At 73.1% G+C, this 19,566-nt stretch carries 20 protein-coding genes and 1 tRNA gene; 11 read left to right on the top strand and 10 right to left on the bottom strand.

Annotation, left to right across the window (positions count from 1 at the left end; genetic code table 11):
* Nucleotides 1-1,019: nickel pincer cofactor biosynthesis protein LarC (larC, locus tag IBX62_08870; protein MBE0477193.1), on the top strand; the 1,019-nt coding region annotated here is incomplete at its 5' end.
* Between the two features lie 294 nt (nt 1,020-1,313).
* Here the strand turns inward: larC and IBX62_08865 are convergent.
* Both IBX62_08865 and IBX62_08860 read right to left on the bottom strand, forming a co-directional pair.
* Nucleotides 1,314-2,006: an A/G-specific adenine glycosylase gene (locus IBX62_08865; GenBank protein MBE0477192.1), complete on the bottom strand. Its 693-nt coding sequence runs from the start codon at nt 2,004-2,006 to the stop codon at nt 1,314-1,316.
* Between the two features lie 202 nt (nt 2,007-2,208).
* Nucleotides 2,209-2,481: a hypothetical protein gene (locus IBX62_08860; protein MBE0477191.1), complete on the bottom strand. Its 273-nt coding sequence runs from the start codon at nt 2,479-2,481 to the stop codon at nt 2,209-2,211.
* A 270-nt stretch (nt 2,482-2,751) separates the two neighbouring features.
* On the opposite strand from IBX62_08860, the gene IBX62_08855 reads away from it, so the two are divergent.
* Nucleotides 2,752-3,012 carry a hypothetical protein gene (locus tag IBX62_08855; protein ID MBE0477190.1) on the top strand — a complete coding sequence of 87 codons (261 nt, stop codon included), beginning with the start codon at nt 2,752-2,754 and terminating at the stop codon, nt 3,010-3,012.
* A gap of 1 nt (nt 3,013) precedes the next feature.
* On the opposite strand, the gene IBX62_08850 is transcribed toward IBX62_08855, so the two are convergent.
* Genes IBX62_08850 through IBX62_08840 form a run of 3 tightly spaced genes read right to left on the bottom strand, consistent with a single transcriptional unit; the run spans nt 3,014 to nt 6,082 of the window.
* Nucleotides 3,014-4,051 (bottom strand): ABC transporter permease, encoded by a 1,038-nt coding sequence (locus tag IBX62_08850; protein ID MBE0477189.1) that lies wholly within the window; start codon nt 4,049-4,051, stop codon nt 3,014-3,016.
* Between the two features lie 22 nt (nt 4,052-4,073).
* Nucleotides 4,074-5,225: an ABC transporter permease gene (locus IBX62_08845; GenBank protein MBE0477188.1), complete on the bottom strand. Its 1,152-nt coding sequence runs from the start codon at nt 5,223-5,225 to the stop codon at nt 4,074-4,076.
* Nucleotides 5,222-6,082: an ABC transporter ATP-binding protein gene (locus IBX62_08840; GenBank protein MBE0477187.1), complete on the bottom strand. Its 861-nt coding sequence runs from the start codon at nt 6,080-6,082 to the stop codon at nt 5,222-5,224. Before IBX62_08840 ends, IBX62_08845 begins: the two co-directional genes overlap by 4 nt.
* Nucleotides 6,083-6,262: 180 nt before the next feature.
* Between IBX62_08840 and IBX62_08835 the strand changes: the two genes are divergently transcribed.
* Nucleotides 6,263-6,688 (top strand): peptidylprolyl isomerase, encoded by a 426-nt coding sequence (locus tag IBX62_08835; GenBank protein ID MBE0477186.1) that lies wholly within the window; start codon nt 6,263-6,265, stop codon nt 6,686-6,688.
* Nucleotides 6,689-6,778: 90 nt separating this feature from the next.
* Here the strand turns inward: IBX62_08835 and IBX62_08830 are convergent, their stop codons facing one another.
* Together IBX62_08830 and IBX62_08825 are read right to left on the bottom strand one after the other, a co-directional pair.
* Nucleotides 6,779-7,519, bottom strand: a complete 741-nt coding sequence (locus IBX62_08830) for a glucose 1-dehydrogenase (protein ID MBE0477185.1) — start codon at nt 7,517-7,519, stop codon at nt 6,779-6,781.
* 182 nt (nt 7,520-7,701) lie between these two features.
* Nucleotides 7,702-7,787, bottom strand: a tRNA-Leu gene (locus IBX62_08825).
* Nucleotides 7,788-7,914: 127 nt separating this feature from the next.
* Between IBX62_08825 and IBX62_08820 the strand changes: the two genes are divergently transcribed.
* From IBX62_08820 to pknB, 8 genes are read left to right on the top strand one after another with little or no spacing between them, the layout of a single operon-like run.
* Complete coding sequence (locus tag IBX62_08820) at nt 7,915-9,642, top strand: serine/threonine protein kinase (protein ID MBE0477184.1); 1,728 nt, start codon at nt 7,915-7,917, stop codon at nt 9,640-9,642.
* A 30-nt stretch (nt 9,643-9,672) separates the two neighbouring features.
* Nucleotides 9,673-10,395: a DUF3662 domain-containing protein gene (locus IBX62_08815; GenBank protein MBE0477183.1), complete on the top strand. Its 723-nt coding sequence runs from the start codon at nt 9,673-9,675 to the stop codon at nt 10,393-10,395.
* 30 nt (nt 10,396-10,425) lie between these two features.
* A complete protein-coding gene (locus IBX62_08810) occupies nt 10,426-10,851 on the top strand; it encodes an FHA domain-containing protein (GenBank protein MBE0477182.1) in 426 nt (141 codons plus the stop codon).
* Nucleotides 10,848-11,951, top strand: coding sequence for a Stp1/IreP family PP2C-type Ser/Thr phosphatase (locus IBX62_08805; protein MBE0477181.1), 1,104 nt, complete (start codon nt 10,848-10,850; stop codon nt 11,949-11,951). Before IBX62_08810 ends, IBX62_08805 begins: the two co-directional genes overlap by 4 nt.
* 2 nt (nt 11,952-11,953) lie before the next feature.
* Complete coding sequence (locus IBX62_08800) at nt 11,954-14,686, top strand: FtsW/RodA/SpoVE family cell cycle protein (protein ID MBE0477180.1); 2,733 nt, start codon at nt 11,954-11,956, stop codon at nt 14,684-14,686.
* On the top strand, nt 14,683-15,285 hold the full coding sequence (locus IBX62_08795) for a hypothetical protein (GenBank protein ID MBE0477179.1): 603 nt from the start codon (nt 14,683-14,685) through the stop codon (nt 15,283-15,285). Before IBX62_08800 ends, IBX62_08795 begins: the two co-directional genes overlap by 4 nt.
* A complete protein-coding gene (locus IBX62_08790; GenBank protein ID MBE0477178.1) occupies nt 15,282-15,764 on the top strand; it encodes a GNAT family N-acetyltransferase in 483 nt (160 codons plus the stop codon). The genes IBX62_08795 and IBX62_08790 overlap by 4 nt, the downstream gene beginning before the upstream one ends.
* 19 nt (nt 15,765-15,783) lie before the next feature.
* Nucleotides 15,784-17,622: a Stk1 family PASTA domain-containing Ser/Thr kinase gene (pknB, locus tag IBX62_08785; GenBank protein MBE0477177.1), complete on the top strand. Its 1,839-nt coding sequence runs from the start codon at nt 15,784-15,786 to the stop codon at nt 17,620-17,622.
* Here the strand turns inward: pknB and IBX62_08780 are convergent.
* The 3 genes from IBX62_08780 to IBX62_08770 all read right to left on the bottom strand — a co-directional run bounded on the left by IBX62_08780 (nt 17,619) and on the right by IBX62_08770 (nt 19,500).
* On the bottom strand, nt 17,619-18,068 hold the full coding sequence (locus tag IBX62_08780) for a ferritin-like domain-containing protein (GenBank protein ID MBE0477176.1): 450 nt from the start codon (nt 18,066-18,068) through the stop codon (nt 17,619-17,621). The two genes, pknB and IBX62_08780, sit on opposite strands and share 4 nt — an antisense overlap.
* Before the next feature lie 13 nt (nt 18,069-18,081).
* The gene (locus IBX62_08775) at nt 18,082-18,861 is read right to left on the bottom strand and encodes an SRPBCC family protein (protein ID MBE0477175.1); all 780 of its coding nucleotides are present in this window, start codon (nt 18,859-18,861) and stop codon (nt 18,082-18,084) included.
* 81 nt (nt 18,862-18,942) lie between these two features.
* A complete protein-coding gene (locus IBX62_08770; protein MBE0477174.1) occupies nt 18,943-19,500 on the bottom strand; it encodes a DUF4352 domain-containing protein in 558 nt (185 codons plus the stop codon).
* Nucleotides 19,501-19,566: the final 66 nt, after the last annotated feature.

Below are 19,566 nucleotides of genomic sequence, written 5' to 3'. Positions count from 1 at the left end.
TGGTGGAGGCGCGGGGCGCTCAGCCGCAACGCTCCTGGCGCGAGGTCCGCGCGGTGCTCGAGTCCGCGCCGCTGCCCTCGCCGGTCCGCGACGCCGCGTCGCGCGCGTTCGGCGGGCTGGCCGAGGCGGAGGCCGGAGCGCACGGCGTAGGGATCGACGAGGTACGCTTCCACGAGGTCGGCGCCGCGGACTCGATCGTTGACGTGGTGGGCGTGTGCGCGGGCCTGCATGCCCTGGGCGTCGAGCGGGTCACGAGCTCGCCCGTCGCGCTGGGCTCCGGGAGCGTCGCCTGCGCCCACGGCACGCTGCCGGTGCCCGCCCCGGCTACCGCCCGCCTGCTCGCGGGGATCCCCGTCGTCGCCGGCGAGGCCGGCGGCGAGCTCACCACGCCCACCGGCGCCGCGCTGTTGCGCGCCTTGACCGCCGGCTTCGGGCCGGTCCCGCCGATGACGCTGCTGGCGGCGGGATACGGACTGGGATCGCGCGAGATCGCGGCCCCCAACGTCGCGGTGCTCCTGCTCGGCGACGCCGAAGAGGAGCCGCAACCGTCGGAAGAGCGCGTCGTCCTGCTCGAGACCAACGTCGACCACATCAGCGCCGAGCACCTGGCGTACGCCGCCGAGAGGCTGCGGGACGCGGGAGCACTCGATGTCTGGCAGACCCCGGCCGCGATGAAGAAGGGCCGCCTGGGTGCCGTGCTGGCGGCGCTGGCACGCTCCGGGGAGGCGGCGGCCCTGGCCGCGCTGCTCGCGCGCGAGACCGGGACGCTGGGCGTGCGGGTCGGGCACGTGCGGCGACGCGTCGAGGCCCGGGAGTCCAGGGCCGTGCGCACCTCCCTCGGCGAGGTCAGGGTGAAGACGGCGGGCGGCCGGGTGCGACCAGAGCACGACGACGTCGCGGAGATCGCGCTGCGTACGGGGATGCCCTACGACGAGGCCGAGCGGCTGCTTAGCGAGGAGGCCCGGCGCGAGTTGTCCCGCGAGGGGGGCGGGGGGACCGAGCGGGAAGACGGCGAGTAGCGGCCCCCCGGACCGGGGCGGCGCCGGATCGTCGACACGTCCAGGCCCGCGCCGCTTAACGCACGGGCCTGGACCCACGGCCAGCTGAACTTCTCCGGCGCCCGCCGGCCATGGCTCATCCGGCGCCGGGACCCCTGCCCAGATGACGTTTCGTCAGAGTCCCTACATGTATTATCGGTGCTGTGACCTGCGATGATTAGCGGCGGCGGACGGACGGCCCCCCAGTGACGGGCGTCACCCGTGGCGCGTCGGCGGCTGCTGTCGGGCCGGCACACCGGGAGCGAGGCACCGGTCTCAGGCGACCGCCCACCGGCCGTCCTCGGCGGCAAGGAACCCCTCGTCCCGCAGCCTGCCGAGGAGCTCCTCGGCGTCTCCGGCGGCGACGCCGGCGAGCGCGGCGTAGCGCTCCGTGGTGCCGCCCGGCTCGTCCAGCACGGCGCGCAGGAGCCTCGCGCGCGCCTGCCGCCGCGAACCCGCCAACGGCGCCTGAGGCGCGTGGTGCGCGCTTCGCCGGCAGGGGTTGGGCGTGGTGCGCTTCAGATGCGCGCCGTAGTCCATCAGCGCGTAGTACCACTCGCGCGGGTCGTCGCGGTCGAGGGTGGCCTCGACGAGGGACATCAGCTCGCGGTCGGGCACGTCGCAGCGATCGCCGAAGAAGCGGTGCAGGTAGACCGCCCGGATGTTGGTCTCGACGTAGGGGTGGGGCTCGCCGTAGGCGAACGCGGCGACCGCGCCCGCCGTCGCCGGCCCGACCCCGGGCAGCGCCAGCAGGCCCTCCAGCGTGCGCGGCAGCTCGCCGCCGTGCTCGGCCACGACGGTCTCGGCCATCCGCTTCAGATGCACGGCACGCCGGTCGTACCCCATCCCGCGCCAGACCTTCAGCACCTCGGACAGCGGCGCGGCGGCCAGGGCGCGCACGTCCGGGAAGGCGGACATGAAATCGGGCCACTTGCGCTCCACACGCGGGACCTGCGTCTGCTGCAGCATCACCTCGGAGACGAGGACGGCGTAAGGGTCGCGCGTACGACGCCACGGCAGGTCGCGCCCATACTCGCGGTAGACGTCGCGCACCTCCTCGCGGAAGGCCTCGACCTCCGCCGAGGTCAGGATCGGTCCCGCGTCACCCTCGCCCGCACGCACCCGCCGCCGGCTCCCGTCCTCGGCCACCGCAGTCCTCCTCGCCCGCGCCTCAGCCGTACACCAGCACCCCCGCCAGGGTCACGCCGTTCAGCGCGACCCACATCGCGTTGATGCCCCAGAGCGCCTTGCGACCCTCCAGCACGCCGTACGTCGTCCACATGAGCGACATGAACAGCGCGGCGCTGAGCGTGACCGCGCTCAGCCCCGCGGCATGCTTCAGCACCCAGATCTTGTAGAGCTGGGGCGCCGTGGCCGTGGGGGACACGAGCCCGAATCCCACCAGCGCCCTCTCGAAACGCTCTCGCGCCACCTCGCGCTTCATCGGTCGGAGAGCCCCTTTCCTCGCCTCGTTCGCACCGGCATCGCTCGCCGCCCATGGTGCGGCGACGGGGCAAGGCGCAAGCGACGCCGGTGCCAAGGAGCGGGTCCTCGCCGGCCGTCAACTTCTCGAGAACTCGCCGTTCACCTGCGGTGAGATGCGCGACCGACGGCAGCGACGCCGCAGGAAGGCCCGACCAGTGAGAACGTGCCTGATCGAGGGTAGAAGTGGACTACCCCCGTCAGCCGGCCGCACCGATGAAGGAGGCGCGCCATGGTCGTCGTCGAGCGCGAACGGACGAGCCCGTTCGCCTGGGTGGTGGTGCTCATCATCGTGTTGCTGCTGGCCGCCGGAGCGTTCTGGCTGTGGCGCTCGGGCGCCTTCCAGGGCGGAGGCGGCCGCACGGACATCGACATCGAGCAGCGGCAGGAAGCGCCGCGGCAGGACGGGAACGGCGACACGGACATCACCGTGCCCGAGGATGGCGGCGAGGGTGGCGCGGGAGAGGGCGGCGGCGAGGACGCGCAGCCCTAGCCTAGCTCACGGCCAGTCGCTCCTGCATACGCCGCGCGAGCAGCCTCACGACCCCGAGCAGCACCAACCCGATCCCGACAGCCGCGGCCATCTCGGCCCACACGTCCGCGAGGCCGGCCCCCTGGATGGCGATGCGGTAGATGGGGTCGATCACCCAGAACGTGGGGAACAGCCGCGCGATCCATTGCGGCCAGTCGGGGAAGATGTAGAAGATCACCGGCCCGAAGATGAGGAAGCCGGTCCCCTTCACCAGGCCGAAGAGCGTCTGGGTGTCCTTGGAGGCGGTCGCGAAGACCAGCCCGATGAGCGCCGAGACCGCCGCGGCGATGCCGATGCCGAGCAGCAGCGCGCCCGGCGAGGCGCCCAGAGCGTCGTTGAGCGCGAGCGTCACGACCGACATCACCACCGCCACCGCGAAGCCGACCGCGGCCTTGGCCGCCAGGACCTCCGAGAGGCGAACCGGCGTGACGAGCAGGGCGTCCAGCGTCCCGCGCTCCCGCTCCTCCACCACGGCGAACGCGGTGAGGAAGACGCCGGCCATTATCAGCGCGTACATGACGATCACCGGCACCAGCCGGGTGGCGATGGGCAGGGACTCCTCTCCGAGGTCGACGATCTCGACCTCGACCGGCGCCGCCCTGCCCTCCACCTCGCGCACCAGGTCCAGAGCGGTCACCGACAGGATCCCGCGGTTGGACGCGAGGCTCTCGCCGCTGATGTGGAAGCGCAACTCGGGGCGCTCGCCGGCGCGCACGGCCTCGTCGAAGCCGGCCTGCAGCACGATCCCCGCGTCCTGGTCGTTGGCCTCGACCTGCCGCATGAGCTCCTCGGGGTCGTCGAGCATCGTGACGCGGATGCCCTCGAGCCGGCGGGCCTGAGCGGCGACCTCGGAATCGCCCTGGTCCACGATGCCCAGCCTCGGCACCGGCTCGAAGAGGCTGGCGAAGGCCACCTGCACCAGGAACGTCAGCATCACGGGCAGAAGGACGGCCCACATGAAGATCGCCGACCGCGGCCCGAGGCGTACGTCCTTTGCCATCACGGCAGCATCAGGCGAAGGCTCATAGCGTCTGCACCTTCCTCCTGAGCACGACGAGCCCGACCGCGAGCAGGGCCGCCGCCCAGGCGACCGCGCCGGCCAGATGCCGCCACAGCTCCGTCCACGTCTCGCGGTAGGCCGTCACACCCACCATGGTCTGGAAGACGCCGTAGGTCGGCACGGCGCGTATCCACAGCGGAGCCGAGCCGGGGAACAGGATCGTGAACGCGGGCAGCGCGAGCGGGATGAGGAACACGACGCCCAGGAACAGCGTGCCCATGAAGTCGCGGCCCGCAGACCCCGAGATGAGCGCGACCGCGGTGGCTATCACCGCTCCCAAGAGCGTCGCGGTCAGCAGCAGCCACCACTGGCCGATGAGCGAGCGGGTGACGGCCAGCAGGATGAGCGCCTGGCCGAACGCCAGCAGAGTGCCGAGTATCGTCTTGGCGGCGAGCACGTCACCCACCCGAGCCGGGGTGACGAGCAGCGCCGTGACGGTCCGCTGCTCCACCTCGATCGCGACGAGGGAGGCCAGCGCCATGGACTCCATCATCAGCACGAAGTACGCGAGCATCGGGCGCATCCGCTCGCGCAGCGACACCTGCCGCCCCGCGCGGTCCTCGCCGAGGATGATCGTCTCCTCCTCCGGCAGCCGCACCGGGATCGCGGCCTCGGGGTCCTGCCCCGCGGCCGTCGCCTGGAGCAAGTAGGCGATCTCGCGGATCGCGCTCGTCATGGCCCCGCGTATCTCGGAAGGCACGCCGGCCTCCACGTACACCTCGACCGTGGTGCGCTCGCCGGCCGAGGTCCGCTCGACGAAGTCCGGCGGGAACGCCAGCCCGACGGCGATCTCCGCGATGTCGCCCGGCGGCGGCCGCTCGCCGGACACCACGTCACGGAGATCCTCGACCGTGTCGAACGCGACGACGTCGAGGCCTTCGGGCTCCTCGGCGCCGTCCTCCCCCATCCCGGTCAGCGCCTCGGCGAGCGCAGCCGGGTAGACGCCCACCGTGATCGTCTCGTCCACGGTCGTGGGCATGAGGTAGAAGACGGCCACGAACATGACGAGGCCGAACGTGGTGAGGAGCACCCACAGCCGGTCCCGGGTGTAGGCGCGCACGTCCTTGCCGAGGATCGTCGCGACGACCCGGGCGCGGGAGCCGAGAGCCGTCATCCCTCGAGCCCCCGTCCTGTCATCTGGATGAAGATCGCCTCGAGGGTGGCCTCCTCGGTGTGGATGGTCATCAGGCCCTCCGCGCCGACCGCGGCCATCAACCGCTCGCCCGCATCCGGGGCGTCCAGCGCCACGACCTGCTCGCGGATCCCGCCGTCGGTGCGCACGCGCACCTTCACGGCGCGCTCGCCGTACGCCAGCTTCAGATTCTCGGGTGTGTCCAGAGCGTAGACGACGCCCTCGTTCAGGAAGGCCACGCGGTCCGAGAGCTCGTCGGCCTCCCACATGTCGTGCGTGGTCAGCAGCACGGCCACGCCCCGCTCGGCCTGCTGCTTGATGAGGTTGCGGATGGCTTTGGACGACACCGGATCCAACCCGTCGGTGGGCTCGTCGAGGAAGAGCACCTCGGGCTCGTTGACCAGCGCGCGCGCGACCATCAGGCGCTGCCGCATGCCCTTGGAGTACCCGCCCACGCGGTCGCGCCCCCGCTCCGCCAACCCCACCCTGCGCAGCAGCCCGTCGACGTCGGGCCTCACGCCGAACAGGCTGCCGAAGAAGCGCAGGTTCTCCGCGCCGGACATGTTCAGGTACAGGTTCTTCTCCTCGAACACCACGCCGATGCGCGCCTGGACCTCGGGGGTGTCCCGGCCCGTGTCTGCGCCCAGGATCCGCGCGCGCCCGCCCTTGGGCTTGAGTTGGCCGGTGAGCATCTTGATCGTGGTGGACTTGCCGGCGCCGTTCGGACCGAGGAAGCCGAGGATCTCGCCGGGCGCCACGTCGAAGCTGATGCCTTTGACCGCCTCGAGGTCTCCGTAGCTGTACCGCAGGTCCTCGACTTGGATCGCGGGCTGCGTCATCGTCGGCTCCCTTCCGGCCCCGGTGGGCCCGAGGCACCACGATGAGATTCTAGCGCTCCTCGGCACGAGAGGGACGGGTGACGCGAGAGATGCCGACGGGGCGGGTACAACGAAGCGTGGTCCGGCCCCGACGGGCTGCGATAGAGTGTGCCGTACAAGCCGAGCCCGAAGGAGGCAGTCATGGCACCGGAATCCGGCGAAACGGTACGGGTCCACTACCGCGGGACGCTTTCCGACGGAACGGAGTTCGACAGCAGCAAGGGGCGCGACCCGCTCGAGTTCAAGCTGGGCGAGGGCCAGGTGATCCCGGGGTTCGAGTCGCACGTCTCGTCGCTGCGGCCCGGGGAGTCCGCCACCTTCACGATCCCCGCTCAGGAAGCCTACGGTGAGCGGGTGGAGAGCGCGACCCAGCCGGTCCCCAAGGACGCGTTCCAGACGGAGCCCGAGGTCGGGTGGCAGGTCCAGCTCACGTCCCGGGACGGCCGGCAGGTCATGGCCCAGGTGGCCGAGATCGAGGACGAGGAGGTCGTGCTCGACTTCAACCACCCGCTCGCGGGCGAGGACCTCACCTTCGAGGTCACGCTCGTTGCGGTCGAGGGACGGTAGCCCGCCGAGGGCGAGAGAGAGGGCTCCCGGCGACGGGAGCCCTCGGCATCTCGGCCCGCGTACCCTCGGATCGCCCGCGTACGCTCGCGATCACTTGGCGACCCAGCCGCCGTCGACGGGGTACGCCGCACCCGTGATGAAGCTCGACTCGTCGGACGCGAGGAACAGCGCCATGTTCGCGATCTCGTCGGCGGTGCCCCAGCGCGGGATCGCGTTGCCCTCCACGAACCCGGGCACCCCCTGGAAGTCGGTCGTCATGCCCGTGGTGACGGCGCCGGGGCATATCGCGTTGACCCTGATCCCCTGCGGCGAGAGTTCGATCGCCATCGACTTCGTGATGCCCACGACGCCGTGCTTCGACGCCGTGTAGGAGAGCCCGCCCGCGCCGCCGACGAGACCGGCTATCGACGCGGTGTTGACGATCGAGCCCTTCCCCTGCTTGAGCATCTCGGGGACCGCCTTCTGGGAGAACATCGCCACGCCCTTGAGGTTGATCCGCAGGACGCGGTCCCAGTAGTCCCAGTCGGTGTCCATCAGGCCGGCCATGTCGATGATGCCGGCGTTGTTGCACAGGATGTCGAGCCTGCCGAACCCGCCGATCGCAGCCTGCATCGCGGCGTCGATGTCGGCCGGGTCGGAGATGTCGCCGCGCACGGCGACGGCCTCGCACCCGGGCCCCCGCACCAAGCCGCAGGTCTCCTCGGCGGATTCGCCCGCGTAGTCGACGGCGACGACCTTCGCGCCTTCCTTGCCGAAGCGGACCGCCATCGCACGGCCCATCCCCGAGCCGGCTCCGGTGATGATCGCGACCTTGCCTTCGAGTTGACCCATCGTCTCACCCTTTCCCCTGGGCGACGGCCTGGTCTGCAGGCCCTTCGCCCGCCAACGGATGCGCATCCGAAGCTAGCAGTTCGTGCCGATCGTTACAAACCGCGGCAGGTCGCGCGGGACGAACTCGCGCGGGCGAACGAAAGCGGCCCCGCCGTCGCCGGAGAGGCCGCTCTTGGACTCGGTGGTGCGGGTGAAAGGAGTTGAACCTTCACGGGGTCGCCCCCACATGGACCTGAACCATGCGCGTCTGCCATTCCGCCACACCCGCACGTGGCAGGGCGGTAGGATAGCACCTCGTGCCAGCAGGGACAAGGCGGATGGACGCCTCAGGACCATGGACAGCGCTGCGGGGATCCTTGGCGCACTGAGCCGAGAGCGCGCGATATGATGGGCGCGTGGAACAGTCGCTGGTCCTCGGCAGGTACCGGCCTCTCGCCGAGCTCGGCTCCGGCGGGCACGGCGAGGTCGTGCTCGCCTACGACACCAAGATGGCCCGCAGGGTCGCGATCAAGCGCCTGCGCCTGCCCGTGGACGGGACGGGGCGCCCCTCGCGGCAGGCGGGCCTGGCCGAGGCGCGCACCGCGGCGATGCTCAACCACCCGCACATCGTGACCGTGCACGAGTGGGACACCGACGCCGACGAGGCGTTCCTGATCATGGAGCACGTGGACGGCGTCTCGCTCGCCGACCTGCTCGAAGCGCGCGGTGCCCCACTCGACCTGGACGAGGCCGCCGCCGTGGCGCTCGCGCTCGGCTCCGCCCTGCGCTTCGCCCACGAGAACGGCGTGCTGCACCTGGACCTCAAGCCCGAGAACGTGCTCCTCTCGCGCGACGGGCGCGTGAAGGTCGCGGACTTCGGCGTCGCGCAGCTCACGGGCTTGGCCGGCTCCGCCTCGCCGACCGGCGGCACGCTGGGCTTCATGCCCCCCGAGCAGCTGCGCGGAGGCGAGCTCGACGACCGCGCCGACGAGTGGGCGTTCGCGGCGACCCTGTACGAGGCGCTCACCTCCGCCGCGCCGCTTGCTTCCGAGTCGCTGGAAGGGGCGGTCTTCAAGGCCGAGATCGCGCCGGTGCCCGCACCCTCGGAGTTCGAGCCGCGCGTCCCGCCGGCCATCGACGAGGCGCTGCTGACGGCGCTGGCTCCGGCGCCCGAGGACCGCTTCGACGACGTCTCCGAGCTCACCGCGCGCCTCGCGCCCTGGCTGGGCGACGCCGCGGCCGGCAGCGGGTCCCTCGCCAGCGCCGTGGACGCCCTCCTCGCCGAGGAGGAACCCGCCGAGGAGGGCGCGGCGGGAGCGTGGGACGTGCTGGCTCGCTACTCCGGGGGGGCGCGCCGCGCGGCGGCGGCGCTGCTGGGAGGATGGCTCGCCTGGGGCGGGCTCACTGCGCTGCCGCTCCCGTCCACCGCCGCGGCGGCGGCTGCCGCGCTCGTCGCGCTCGCCGGCGCTCTCGCTCCCGGCCTGGGGCTCGCGCTCGGCCTCGCGTGCCTCGCGGCGGGCCTCGGCACCGTGTCGTGGCTCGCGAGCGCGACCGTGGTGCTCCTCGGCGGGGCGTGGTGGCGGCTGCTGGGGCGCGACGGGAGCGCGCAGGCGCTCTTCACCCTCGCCGCGCCCGCGATGGCCGCGCTCGGCGCCGGGCCGGCCGCGCCGCTGCTCGCAGGCTTCGCGAGCCCCCCGCTGGCGGCCGCCGCCTCCTCGGCGGCCTCGGCCGTCGCCGTGATGTCGGTCTCGGCGGCCTCCGGCGGGACGCCCCCGCTTCTGCGCGTCCCGCCTTCGCTGCTCGCCGATCCCGTCGGCACGCTCGGCGCCGCGCCGCTGGGCGCGCTCGTCGCCGACCCCGGCCCGCTGCTGGTGGTGGCGGCCTGGGCGACGGCCGGCGCCACGTCCTCGCTGCTGTGCTCGCGCTCCACGAGGACAGGTGCGTGGGCGGGCGCGGTGCTCGGCGGCGTCCTCATGGGGGCCGCCTACGCGATCTGGGCCGCGATGCCGGCGGGGTTCGAGTGGCCCGACGAGACGGTGCTACGGCAGCTCTCCGCCTCACTTATAATGGTCGTGCTCGTCGCAGCCGCCGGGCCCCCGGCTCGGCCGGAGGAGGAGCCGCTCGGGCTGGGACGCGCACGCTGACCGAACCGCCCGCCCGCAGGAAGCCGCCGCATGAGCATCCTCTCGGAGTTCGAGGACCGTGTCGCCCACGCCGTCGAGGGCTTCTTCTCCGGCGCCTTCCGCTCTCCGGTCCAGCCCGCCGAGATCGCCAAGGCTCTGGCGCGCGCGATGGACGACGGCCGGGCGGTCGGCGTCGGTAAGGTCTACGCTCCGACCTGCTTCACCGTGGCGCTCTCTCCCGAGGATGACAGGAAGCTGTCGGCCTTCGAGTCCACGCTCGGCGGCGAGCTCGCCACCTACCTCGTGGCCCACGCCGACGAGCGCGACTACGAGCTCGCCGGCCGGCCCGAGGTCGGGTTCGTGGTCCACGACGACCTCAAGATGGGGCGTTTCCGAGTGGCGGCCGAGATGGCGCCGCCGGCCGAGGCGGCGGGCTCGGGCCTACGCCCCACGGCCTCCGCGCAGGGATCGCGTCCCTCCTTGAGCAGGATGTCGACCGTGACGATCGGCGGTGTCGACCACGACGTGGTGCTCCGCAGCGAGCGCGTCGTCGTCGGCAGGCTCGGGGAGTGCGGCATCTGCCTCGCCGACGCGAACGCGTCGCGGAAGCACGCGGCGTTCGTGCGGGACGGCGAGGGATGGGCGATCGAGGACCTCGGCTCCACCAACGGCACCTTCGTCAACGGCGTGCGCTCCCCGCGGAGCCGCCTGCGCGACGGGGACGTCATCCAGATCGGCGTGACCAAGCTCGTCTACCACGAGCCGACGGTCTAGCACCGCGGCGGCCGGGAGGACCACGGGCGTATGGTCGACATCATCCTGCTGTTCGGGAAGCTCGTCTTCCTCGCGCTCATGTACCTGTTCCTGTTCGCGGCGGTCCGCGCGGGCCTGGGGCTCGTCGGCGGCCCGTCGGCGGCGCCGGCGCGGGTCGGCGGCCTCGCGCTCGCCGTCACACGCGGGCCGGCCGAGCTCAGGGGCGTGAAGGTGCCGCTGAAGGGGCCCGTCGTCGTCGGCCGGTCGCCGGAGGCCGATATCGTCATCGCGGACGACTTCGTCTCCTCCAAGCACGCCCGGGTGGTGCTGGCCGGCGGCGGAGGGGCCGTCCTGGAGGACCTCGGCTCCACGAACGGCACCCTTCTCAACGGTCGGCGCGTTACTCGCTCTGTACCCCTCAAGCCCGGCGACCTGATCGGGCTCGGTACCGTCGAGCTCAGGCTGGAGCGGTCGTGACGAAGGCCCACGCGGGATTGACGAACACCGGGCGCATCCGCCCGATCAACGAGGACGCCATCCTGGTCGCCCCTCCGCTGTACGCCGTGGCGGACGGCCTGGGCGGGCACCAGGCGGGCGAGGTGGCCAGCCGGATCGCCGTCGAGACGCTGCACCGGCAGGCGCCGCGCCGCGCCGACCCCAAGGCGCTGGGCCGCGCCGTCCGCGCCGCCAACGCCGCGGTGATCGAGGCCGCCGAGAGCGGGCGCGGGCGCGCCGGCATGGGCACGACGCTGACGGCCGTCATGGTCGAAGGCCTGCGCATCGCCCTCGCGCACGTCGGGGACAGCCGGGCCTACCTGTTGCACGGCGACGGCGTCCTCGAGCGCATCAGCCAGGACCACTCGATGGTCGCCGACATGGTGCGCCAGGGCACGTTGAGCGAGGAGGAGTCGCGGTACCACCCCAACCGCAGCGTCATCACGCGCGCGCTCGGCTCCGACCCCAACATGCACGCCGACGTGGCCGAGGTGACCGCGGACGAGGGCGACCGCCTGCTCATCTGCTCCGACGGCCTGACCGCGATGCTGGCCGACGACGAGATCGCGATGGTGCTCGGCTCCGCGCCCGATGCCGACGCTGGGGCGCGCGCGCTCGTGGACGCGGCCAACGCCGCCGGCGGACACGACAACATCTCCGTCGTGATCGTCGAACTGTCCTCGGCGGCCGCCGCGGACCCCGCGCGCGCAGGAGGCCTCCGGCGATGGGCCGCCCGCGGCGCGTTCGTGCTGCTCGCGGCCGGGATCGTGGCAGGCGGTGCGTACGGGGCCTACCGCTACGCCCGCGAACGCGCCTACGTGGTGGCCGAGGAGGGCCGGGTCGCGCTGTACCGCGGCGTGCCCGGCGAGTTCGCGGGCGTGCGTCTGTCCTGGCCCGCCGAGGAGACGACGATCCCCGTCGACGCCCTGCCCGCCGTGACCCAGACGAGGCTGGTGCGGGGCATACGGGTGGAGGACGTGGAGACGGGCCGGGCGCTGCTGGTCCAGTACCGCGAGCAGGCCGAGGAAGCGTCGCGGACCGCGTCCCCCGTGCGGGACCCGGGCGAGCGGCGGACGCGCTAGCGATGAGGTCCCGGCGCGATACCGAGCTCCTGCTGCTGCTCGCCGCCGCGCCCGTCGTGGCGCTCGCCTTCGCGCTGGCGCGGGGGGCCGACGGTACGCTGGAGGCGGTCGACTTCGCCGCCCCGGCGGCGCTGTTCGCGGCGCTTCTGGCGGTGCACGCCGTCGCGCGCTTCCTGGCGCCGGGCGCCGATCCCGTGCTGCTGCCGGTGACGGCGGTGCTCTCCGGCGTCGGACTGGCCTTCGTCACCAGACTCGACCCGGACCTGGCCGCCAGCCAGACGCTGTGGATGACCGGCGGCGCGATCGCCTGCGGCCTCACGCTGGCCGCCGTACCCTCGCTGGAACGCCTCGCGCGCTACAAGTACACTCTGGCGCTGGCCGGCATCGCGCTGCTGCTGCTGCCGGCTCTGGTCGGCGTCGAGGTCAACGGCGCAAGGCTGTGGTTGCGCCTCGGCGGCTTCTCTTTCCAGCCCGCCGAGGTCGCCAAGGTGCTGATCGTGCTGTTCCTGGCCGCCTACCTCGCGGAGAACCGCGAGGTGCTGTCCGTGTCCACACGGCGCGTCGCCGGGCTGTGGCTCCCTCCCGCTCGCCGGCTCGGCCCGCTGCTGGCCATGTGGGCTGTCTCGCTGGTCGTGCTCGTGTTCGAGCGGGACCTGGGCTCGAGCCTGCTGTTCTTCGGCGTCTTCCTCGTGATGGTGTACGCGGCGACGGGACGTCCCGGATACGTGGTGGTGGGCCTCGCGCTGTTCGCGGTGGGTGCGGCCGGCGCCTACAACCTCTTCGGCCACGTGCGCGACCGCGTCGCGATCTGGCTCGACCCGTTCGCCGACGCGGCGGGCCGGGGGTACCAGCTCGTGCAATCCCTGTTCGCGATGGCCGCGGGCGGCATGGCCGGCGTGGGAGTCGGCAAGGGCCTGCCCACGCGGATCCCGTTCGTGGAGACCGACTTCGTCTTCGCGGCGATCGGCGAGGAGATAGGTCTGCTGGGCGCCGTCGCGCTGCTCGCCGGGTACCTGGTCTTCTGCCTGCGCGGGCTGGCCACCGCCGCCCGGGCGCGCTCGGACGTGGTCGCCTTCACCGCCATCGGACTGGTCGCCACGTTCGCGCTGCAGACATTCGTGATCGTCGGCGGCGTCACGCGGCTCATCCCGCTCACCGGGATCACGCTGCCGTTCGTGAGCTACGGGGGCTCCTCGGTGCTGGCGAACTTCATCGCGCTCGGGCTGCTCATGCGCGCCGGCGACGCCTCGGCCGAGGACGCCGAGGTGCTGGCCGCCGGCGCGAGCGGCGTGCTGGGCCGGACGTCGCTCGCGGGGCGGGTCAGGGGCGTCGCGCTCGGCGTGGCGGCACTGATCGTGGCGCTCGTGGTCAACCTCACCTACATCCAGGTCGTCGCGGCACCCGCGCTCGCGGCGCACCCCGCCAACACGCGCTACCTCGCCGAGGAGGCCCGGCAGCCCCGCGGGGCGATCCTGACCGCCGACGGGGTCGTGCTGGCCGAATCGGTCCCGGACGGCGATCACTACCGCCGCGTCTACCCCGCCGGCCGGCTGGCCGCGCACGTGGTCGGCTACTTCAGCCCGAGGTACGGGCGCGCGGGCGTGGAGGCCGCCCTCGACGAGGCGCTCTACGGGCGGCGGGCGTTCTCGGACCTGCGGGACGTGGTCGAGGCCGCCGCGGGGCTGCCCGTGCCCGGCAACGACGTGGTGCTCACCATCGACTCCCGGGTGCAGCGCGCCGCCGAGGAGGCGCTGGGGGACCGCCGGGGCGCCGCGGTGGCGATCGACCCGCGCACCGGCGCGGTGCTCGCGCTCGCATCGAGTCCGGCGTACGACCCCGGAGCCGTCACGGAGCGCTGGGAGGAGCTCTCGTCGGCGGAGAGCTCCCCGCTGTACGACCGCGCCTCGCGCAGCCTCTACCCGCCGGGGTCGACGTTCAAGGTCGTCACCCTCACCGGCGCGCTCGCCGGCGGCGTCGCCACGCCCGAGACGCAGTACGCGGGCCCGGGGCGTATCGAGATAGGGGGCGCGCCGGTGACCAACTTCGAGGGCGGCTCCTACGGACGCATCCCCCTCACGCGCGCGCTCGCGTCCTCGGTCAACACCGTGTTCGCCCAGCTGGCGGTCGACCTGGGTGCCGGAGCCCTCGTCGGCCAGGCGCGCGCGTTCGGGTTCGGCGACGAGCCCCCTATCGAGGTCGCCGCCAGCGCGTCGCTGATGCCCGAGGCGGGCGAGATGACGACCTGGGAGACGGCGTGGGCCGGCGTCGGCCAGCCGGTGGGCGAGCACGACAGCCCGCCCGGGCCGCAGGTCACGCCCCTGCAGATGGCGCTGGTGGCGGCCGGGCTGGGCAACGACGGCGTCGTGATGCGCCCGCACCTCGTCGAACGCATCGCCGACGAGGCCGGCCGCACCGTGGGCGGCACGCGGGAGCGGCCCTGGAAGACGGCGACGGACGCGGTCACCGCCGGGACGATGCGGGACATGATGGTGCGCGTCGTGGAGGCGGGCTCCGGGACGCGCGCGGCGGTCCCCGGCGTGCGGGTCGCCGGCAAGACCGGCACCGCCGAGGCGGGCAAGAGCGTGGAGACGCACGCGTGGTTCGTCGCCTTCGCGCCCGCCGAGGAGCCCACCGTGGCGGTGGCGATCGTGCTCGAGAACGCCGGCGTCGGCGGGCGGGTCGCGGCACCGGCGGCGAGGCCCCTGCTGCAGGCGGCGCTGGGGGCGCGGCGATGAGGAGGCTCGAGGCTCTCGGGCTCGCTCTGCTCGCGGCGGTGACCGGCGCTCTGTGGGCGTTCACGGCGGCCCTGTGGGTGAACGTGGCCGGCCTCGCCTCGCCCGAGAGCCTCCTCGGGCAGCTCGCGATGGTGTTCCTGCTCGCGCTGCCCGGAGCGATCCCCGGCCTGCTGATCACCGGGACGCGCCCGTTCTCCCGCGAGGTCGCGGCGCTCTCCGCGGGCCTGGTGGCCACGGCGCTGCTCGGCGGGCCGTTCGTGTGGGCCGCGCTCTCGGCGCTGCGCGCGGCGCCGGCCGGGTCGGAGGCCTGGGCCCTGTACTCCCTGCCCTTCCTGCCCCTCGCCGCCTACGGCACCTACCGCGCCTTCGCGGCGGGCGGCTCTCCGGCGGCGGGCCTGGCCGCGCTCTCGGTGGTCTCTGCCGCGTTCGGCGTCGCGCTGCTGCTGCAGCGGCTCCTGGGCGGCACGGGCATCGCCGAGTTCGTCCTGCTGGCGCTCGCTCCCCCCCTGGGTGCGGCGGCGGGACTCGGGACTGCGGTGGCGGCGCGCGCGGCCGACGCGCTCGCCCGACGCCGCCGTCTCAGCGGGATCGCGTCGTGAGCGCGCCGTTCGAGGTCCGCACGGAGCGGCTCCTGCTCCGGCAGTGGCGTGACGAGGACGGGGAGCCCCTGGCGCGCCTCCTGGCCGACCCGGAGCTCATGCGCTACATCCGGGGGCGCCCCCTGTCGGACCGGGAAGCGGACGCGGTGTTCGCCCGCCGCCGGGAGCAGTGGGAGCGCTACGGCTTCGGCTTCTGGGCCGTCGAGCCGCTTCGGACCGGGCGGCTCGCGGGATGGGTCGGCCTCCAGCATCCGGACTGGATGGCCGGGATGGCCGAAGAGGTCGAGATCGGGTGGATGCTCGCGCGTGCGCACTGGGGCAAGGGACTCGCTACGGAGGGGGCGGTGCCGAGTGTCAGGGTCGCCTTCGAGACCCTCGGCCTGGAGCGCCTCCTCGGCTTCCACCACCCGGACAACCGCCGCGTGAGGGTGCTCACGCGCGAGTCCTACGGGCGGGTTCCGCTAGAATACGCTGAATAGGCACGAGTAAGGGGTACGCGTGGAAGACATGGTGTTCGGCCGCAGGTACCGGGTGACCGAGAGGATCGGCTCCGGCGGCATGGCCGAGGTCTACAAGGCGGTCGACGAGGTCCTCGGCAGGACCGTGGCGGTCAAGGTGCTCCACCCCCGCTACGCCGCCGAGGAGAACTTCGTCGCGCGGTTCCGGCAGGAGGCGCAGTCCGCCGCCAACCTCTCGCACCCCAACATCGTGAACATCTACGACTGGGGCCGCGAGGGCGACACGCACTACATCGTGATGGAGTACGTCCGCGGCATCGACTTGAAGTCGCTGGTCGTGGAGCGCGGCGCCCAGGACCCGATGAAGGTCGCCGAGTGGGGCGTGCAGGTCTGCTCCGCGCTCGCGGTGGCTCACGGCTACGACATCATCCATCGCGACATCAAGCCGCACAACATCGTGCTCACGCCCGACGGCACGATCAAGGTGATGGACTTCGGCATCGCGCGCGCCGGGAACACCACCATGACGCAGACGGGCTCGGTGCTGGGCACCGCGCACTACGTCTCCCCCGAGCAGGCCCAGGGCCGCCCGCTCGGACCGGCGTCGGACCTGTACTCGCTCGGCGTCGTGCTGTACGAGCTCACGACAGGACGGCTGCCCTTCGACGCGGACACGCCGGTGGCCGTCGCCCTGAAGCAGGTCAACGAGGAGCCTGTACCGCCGCGCGCCATCGAGCCCGCGATCCCGCCGGCGCTGGAGGCGGTCATCCTGCGCTCGATGCGCAAGGACCCCGCGGAGCGTCACGCCTCCGCCGAGGAGATGCGCGCCGACCTCAAGCGCGTGATCGCCGGCGAGGCCGTGGCTCCCGTCACCGCCGTGATGACCGACCGGACCTCGGTGCTCCCGCAGGTCGGTCCGCCGGCTGCCGTGGTTGGCGAGCGCGTCCGGCCCGTGGCGTCCCGGCGCCGCGTCTGGCCCTGGGTCGTCGCAGCGCTCGCGCTCCTCGCGCTCGCGCTCGGCGGCGCATACGGGCTCGGGCTGTTCGAGGGCCGCGTGCCCGTGCCGCGCGTCATCGGCATGACCGAGGACGAGGCCGTGGCCACGCTGCGCGAGGCCGGGCTGACGACCGGCGACGTCGAGACGGACTTCGACGACGAGGCCGAGCCGGGGACCGTGCTCGGTCAGGACCCCGGGCCGGACGAGCTCGTGGAGCGCGGACGGGCGGTGGACCTCGTGGTCAGCAGGGGCCGCGAACAGGTCGAGGTCCCGGACCTGACCGGAGCGGCCGAGGCCGACGCCGAGGCCGAGCTCCAGCGGCTGGGCTTCCGCGTCCGCACGCAACGCGAGCACAGCAGCAGCGTGGACGCCGACCACGTGATACGGACCGTCCCGGAGGGCGGCGTGACCACGAACAAGGGCGACACGGTCACGCTCGTCGTATCCCGCGGCGTCGAGACCAAGCGCGTCCCGGACGTCACGGGCCGCTCCTCGGCGGACGCGCGCCGGGCTCTGGAGGCCGAAGGTTTCCGGGTGAGGGTCCAGGGGGAGTACCACGACACGGTCCGCCAGGGCCAGGTCATCTCGCAGACGCCCTCGGCCAACTCGCTCGTGGACGCGGGCGCCACGGTGACCATCACGGTCTCCAGGGGCAAGCAGCTCGTGAAGGTGCCCGAGGTGCGGCAGAAGACGGAGGCCAAGGCCACAGACGAACTGCGCAAGGCGGGGTTGTCGGTCCAGGTGACCTACGTGCCCAACGACGCCGACGACGTCGTCATCTCGCAGGACCCCCTGCCGGGCAGGGAGGTCGAGCCCGGCACGACCGTGAGGATCACGGTCGGCCGGACGGCGCCGGAGTCGCCGGACCCCGAAGGCCCCTAGGACGGGGCCGCGGCCTTCAGACGCTCCTCGGTGAACGCGAGGTGCCTGCGCTCGTCGTCGTAGAAGGACTCCACGATGCCGGGCAGGTCGCCGGGCAGGTCCCAGCCGAGCGCTTCGGTGTAGCGCTTGACGTGGTACTGCTCGGCGGTGTGCATCGCCTTGACGGGTCCCTCGCTGCCGATCATGGCGCGAAGCGAGCCAAACCACTCCGCGAGCCGGCCCGCCAGGTCCGGTTTGCGCTCCGGCGGAGTGCCGCCGAGGTCGGCGATCGCCCGGGAGAGCCGGTCCGCGTGCCGTGCGTGGTCGTCCTTGAACGTCTCGAAGCTCCGGCGCACCTGCTCGTCGTCGACGCGCTCGAGGACCTCCTCGTACACGCCCACCGCGTCGATGTCCAGGTGCGCAAGGCTCTTCAAGCGGTCGATGGCCATGCCGGCGTCCATCACCATGTCGTCTCCTCCTCTACACCGTCGCTCCCACGATCCGCTCCTCGGCCGCGCGCTTGAAGCCGCGCAGCTGGCCCCGGAGGTAGCCCTCGGTCATACCCTCCAGGACTTTGGCGGCCAGCACGCCGGCCTTCCCGCCGTGCGGCCTGTACCGCACGCTCATGATCACCTCGGTGACGTCCGCCGAGACCTTCTCGAAGCGCACGACGCCGACCTCGTCGAAGGGGTTGTCGGGATCCGAGCGCCACATGATCGACTCCTGCGGCCGGTCTTCCACCAGTCTGCCGGTCCACGTCATCCGCACCCCGGCCGGACCCGTGACCGTCCACTCGATCCGCCCGTTGTCGTACTGGCGCACGTCCTTCACGTGCGGCATGAAGTCGGGCAGGTGCCCGAGGTCGCGCGCGAAGTGGTAGACCTCGGTGATCGGCCGGTCCACCGTCGTCGAGTCCTCCAGGTACATCCACGACCCCTCGGCCAGCCCGCCGGCGCCGCGTCTGGCGAGCTCGCGCACGCTCGAGCCGCCCGCCACGCCGACGCCGATGAGCGCCCCGCCGCCGAGCGCCCCCAGCAGCCGCGCCAGCGGCGAGCGCCGGGTGAGGCCCAGCGCCATCAGCATCCCGCCGGCGCCGGCGAACGCGGCGCCCCACAACCGGCCCGACGCCGCGCCGGCGTGAAGCCCGATCCGCTCGCCCACCGCTTGGCCCCGCCCGTACGGCCTCCCGGTGCGCTCCCCCGGGATCTCGTGGTGCGTCCCCGGGTCGTGCGGTCCGTGGTGTCCGCCCACCATGTGCATCGCCGCGACCCCCTTTCGCGGGAGACCGGTCGCTCCCGCCTGCCGTCCTGCGTCCGTCGTCCGTCCCGCCGCCGCGGCGGTCTACGGCACGCCTACCCTCGCCGAGCCGGTCGCATGCACCGGCTTGAACACCAGCACGCCGGAGCTCACCTCATCGGGCACGTCGAAGAGGACCTTGACGTCCTCGGTCTCGCCCGCGCCGACCGCCCGCTCGCCGCGCCTCTCGGGCTCCTCCACCCGGACCGGCGCGTAGCGCCGGCCGCCGGCCTCGAGGAGCCAGTCGTCCGTGACCACCGCGCTGTCGGCATCCCCGTCGTTGGTCACGTCTATCTCCACCTCGAGCAGCCGGCCCTCCCGGGGCGTGACGCCCTCGGACCCGCCTGTGAACTCCGCTTCCCGCACGGTGAGCGTGAGCGACCCCGCGGACACGGCTTCGCCGACGGAGCCCGTCTCGGTCCGCTCTTCCGGCGTGGCCTCCTCGGAAGGGGTCGCATCGCGCGACGGCGCCGCCTCCTCGGAGCCCGCCGGGGGCTCCTCCCGCCCGGTATCCGCCGGCTGGCAGCCGGCGAGCGCCACCACGCCGGCCAGTCCGGCCAGCAGGACGGGCAACGCCGCTCGCCACACGTCCTGCCTGCTCACTTCGGGACCCCCCTTGCCGATGGCTGCTTGGGCTTCCGCTCCCGGGCCCACCGCACTTCCCGCCGC

The sequence above is a fragment of the Coriobacteriia bacterium genome, from assembly GCA_014859305.1.
Taxonomy (GTDB): Bacteria; Actinomycetota; Coriobacteriia; order Anaerosomatales; family Kmv31; genus Kmv31.
The sequence above is the reverse complement of the archived record's forward strand: the minus strand, read 5'-3'. Positions and strand labels throughout refer to the sequence as shown.

Excerpts from the sequence above, each read along its gene's own strand:
- IBX62_08865 (MBE0477192.1), bottom strand. The coding sequence starts at position 2,006 with ATGCTGCAGCAGACGCAGGTCCCGCGTGTGGAGCGCAAGTGGCCCGAT.
- IBX62_08860 (MBE0477191.1), bottom strand. The coding sequence starts at position 2,481 with ATGAAGCGCGAGGTGGCGCGAGAGCGTTTCGAGAGGGCGCTGGTGGGA.
- IBX62_08855 (MBE0477190.1), top strand. The coding sequence starts at position 2,752 with ATGGTCGTCGTCGAGCGCGAACGGACGAGCCCGTTCGCCTGGGTGGTG.
- IBX62_08850 (MBE0477189.1), bottom strand. The coding sequence starts at position 4,051 with ATGGCAAAGGACGTACGCCTCGGGCCGCGGTCGGCGATCTTCATGTGG.
- IBX62_08845 (MBE0477188.1), bottom strand. The coding sequence starts at position 5,225 with ATGACGGCTCTCGGCTCCCGCGCCCGGGTCGTCGCGACGATCCTCGGC.
- IBX62_08840 (MBE0477187.1), bottom strand. The coding sequence starts at position 6,082 with ATGACGCAGCCCGCGATCCAAGTCGAGGACCTGCGGTACAGCTACGGA.
- IBX62_08835 (MBE0477186.1), top strand. The coding sequence starts at position 6,263 with ATGGCACCGGAATCCGGCGAAACGGTACGGGTCCACTACCGCGGGACG.
- IBX62_08830 (MBE0477185.1), bottom strand. The coding sequence starts at position 7,519 with ATGGGTCAACTCGAAGGCAAGGTCGCGATCATCACCGGAGCCGGCTCG.
- IBX62_08815 (MBE0477183.1), top strand. The coding sequence starts at position 9,673 with ATGAGCATCCTCTCGGAGTTCGAGGACCGTGTCGCCCACGCCGTCGAG.
- IBX62_08810 (MBE0477182.1), top strand. The coding sequence starts at position 10,426 with ATGGTCGACATCATCCTGCTGTTCGGGAAGCTCGTCTTCCTCGCGCTC.
- IBX62_08800 (MBE0477180.1), top strand. The coding sequence starts at position 11,954 with ATGAGGTCCCGGCGCGATACCGAGCTCCTGCTGCTGCTCGCCGCCGCG.
- IBX62_08795 (MBE0477179.1), top strand. The coding sequence starts at position 14,683 with ATGAGGAGGCTCGAGGCTCTCGGGCTCGCTCTGCTCGCGGCGGTGACC.
- IBX62_08780 (MBE0477176.1), bottom strand. The coding sequence starts at position 18,068 with ATGGTGATGGACGCCGGCATGGCCATCGACCGCTTGAAGAGCCTTGCG.
- IBX62_08775 (MBE0477175.1), bottom strand. The coding sequence starts at position 18,861 with ATGCACATGGTGGGCGGACACCACGGACCGCACGACCCGGGGACGCAC.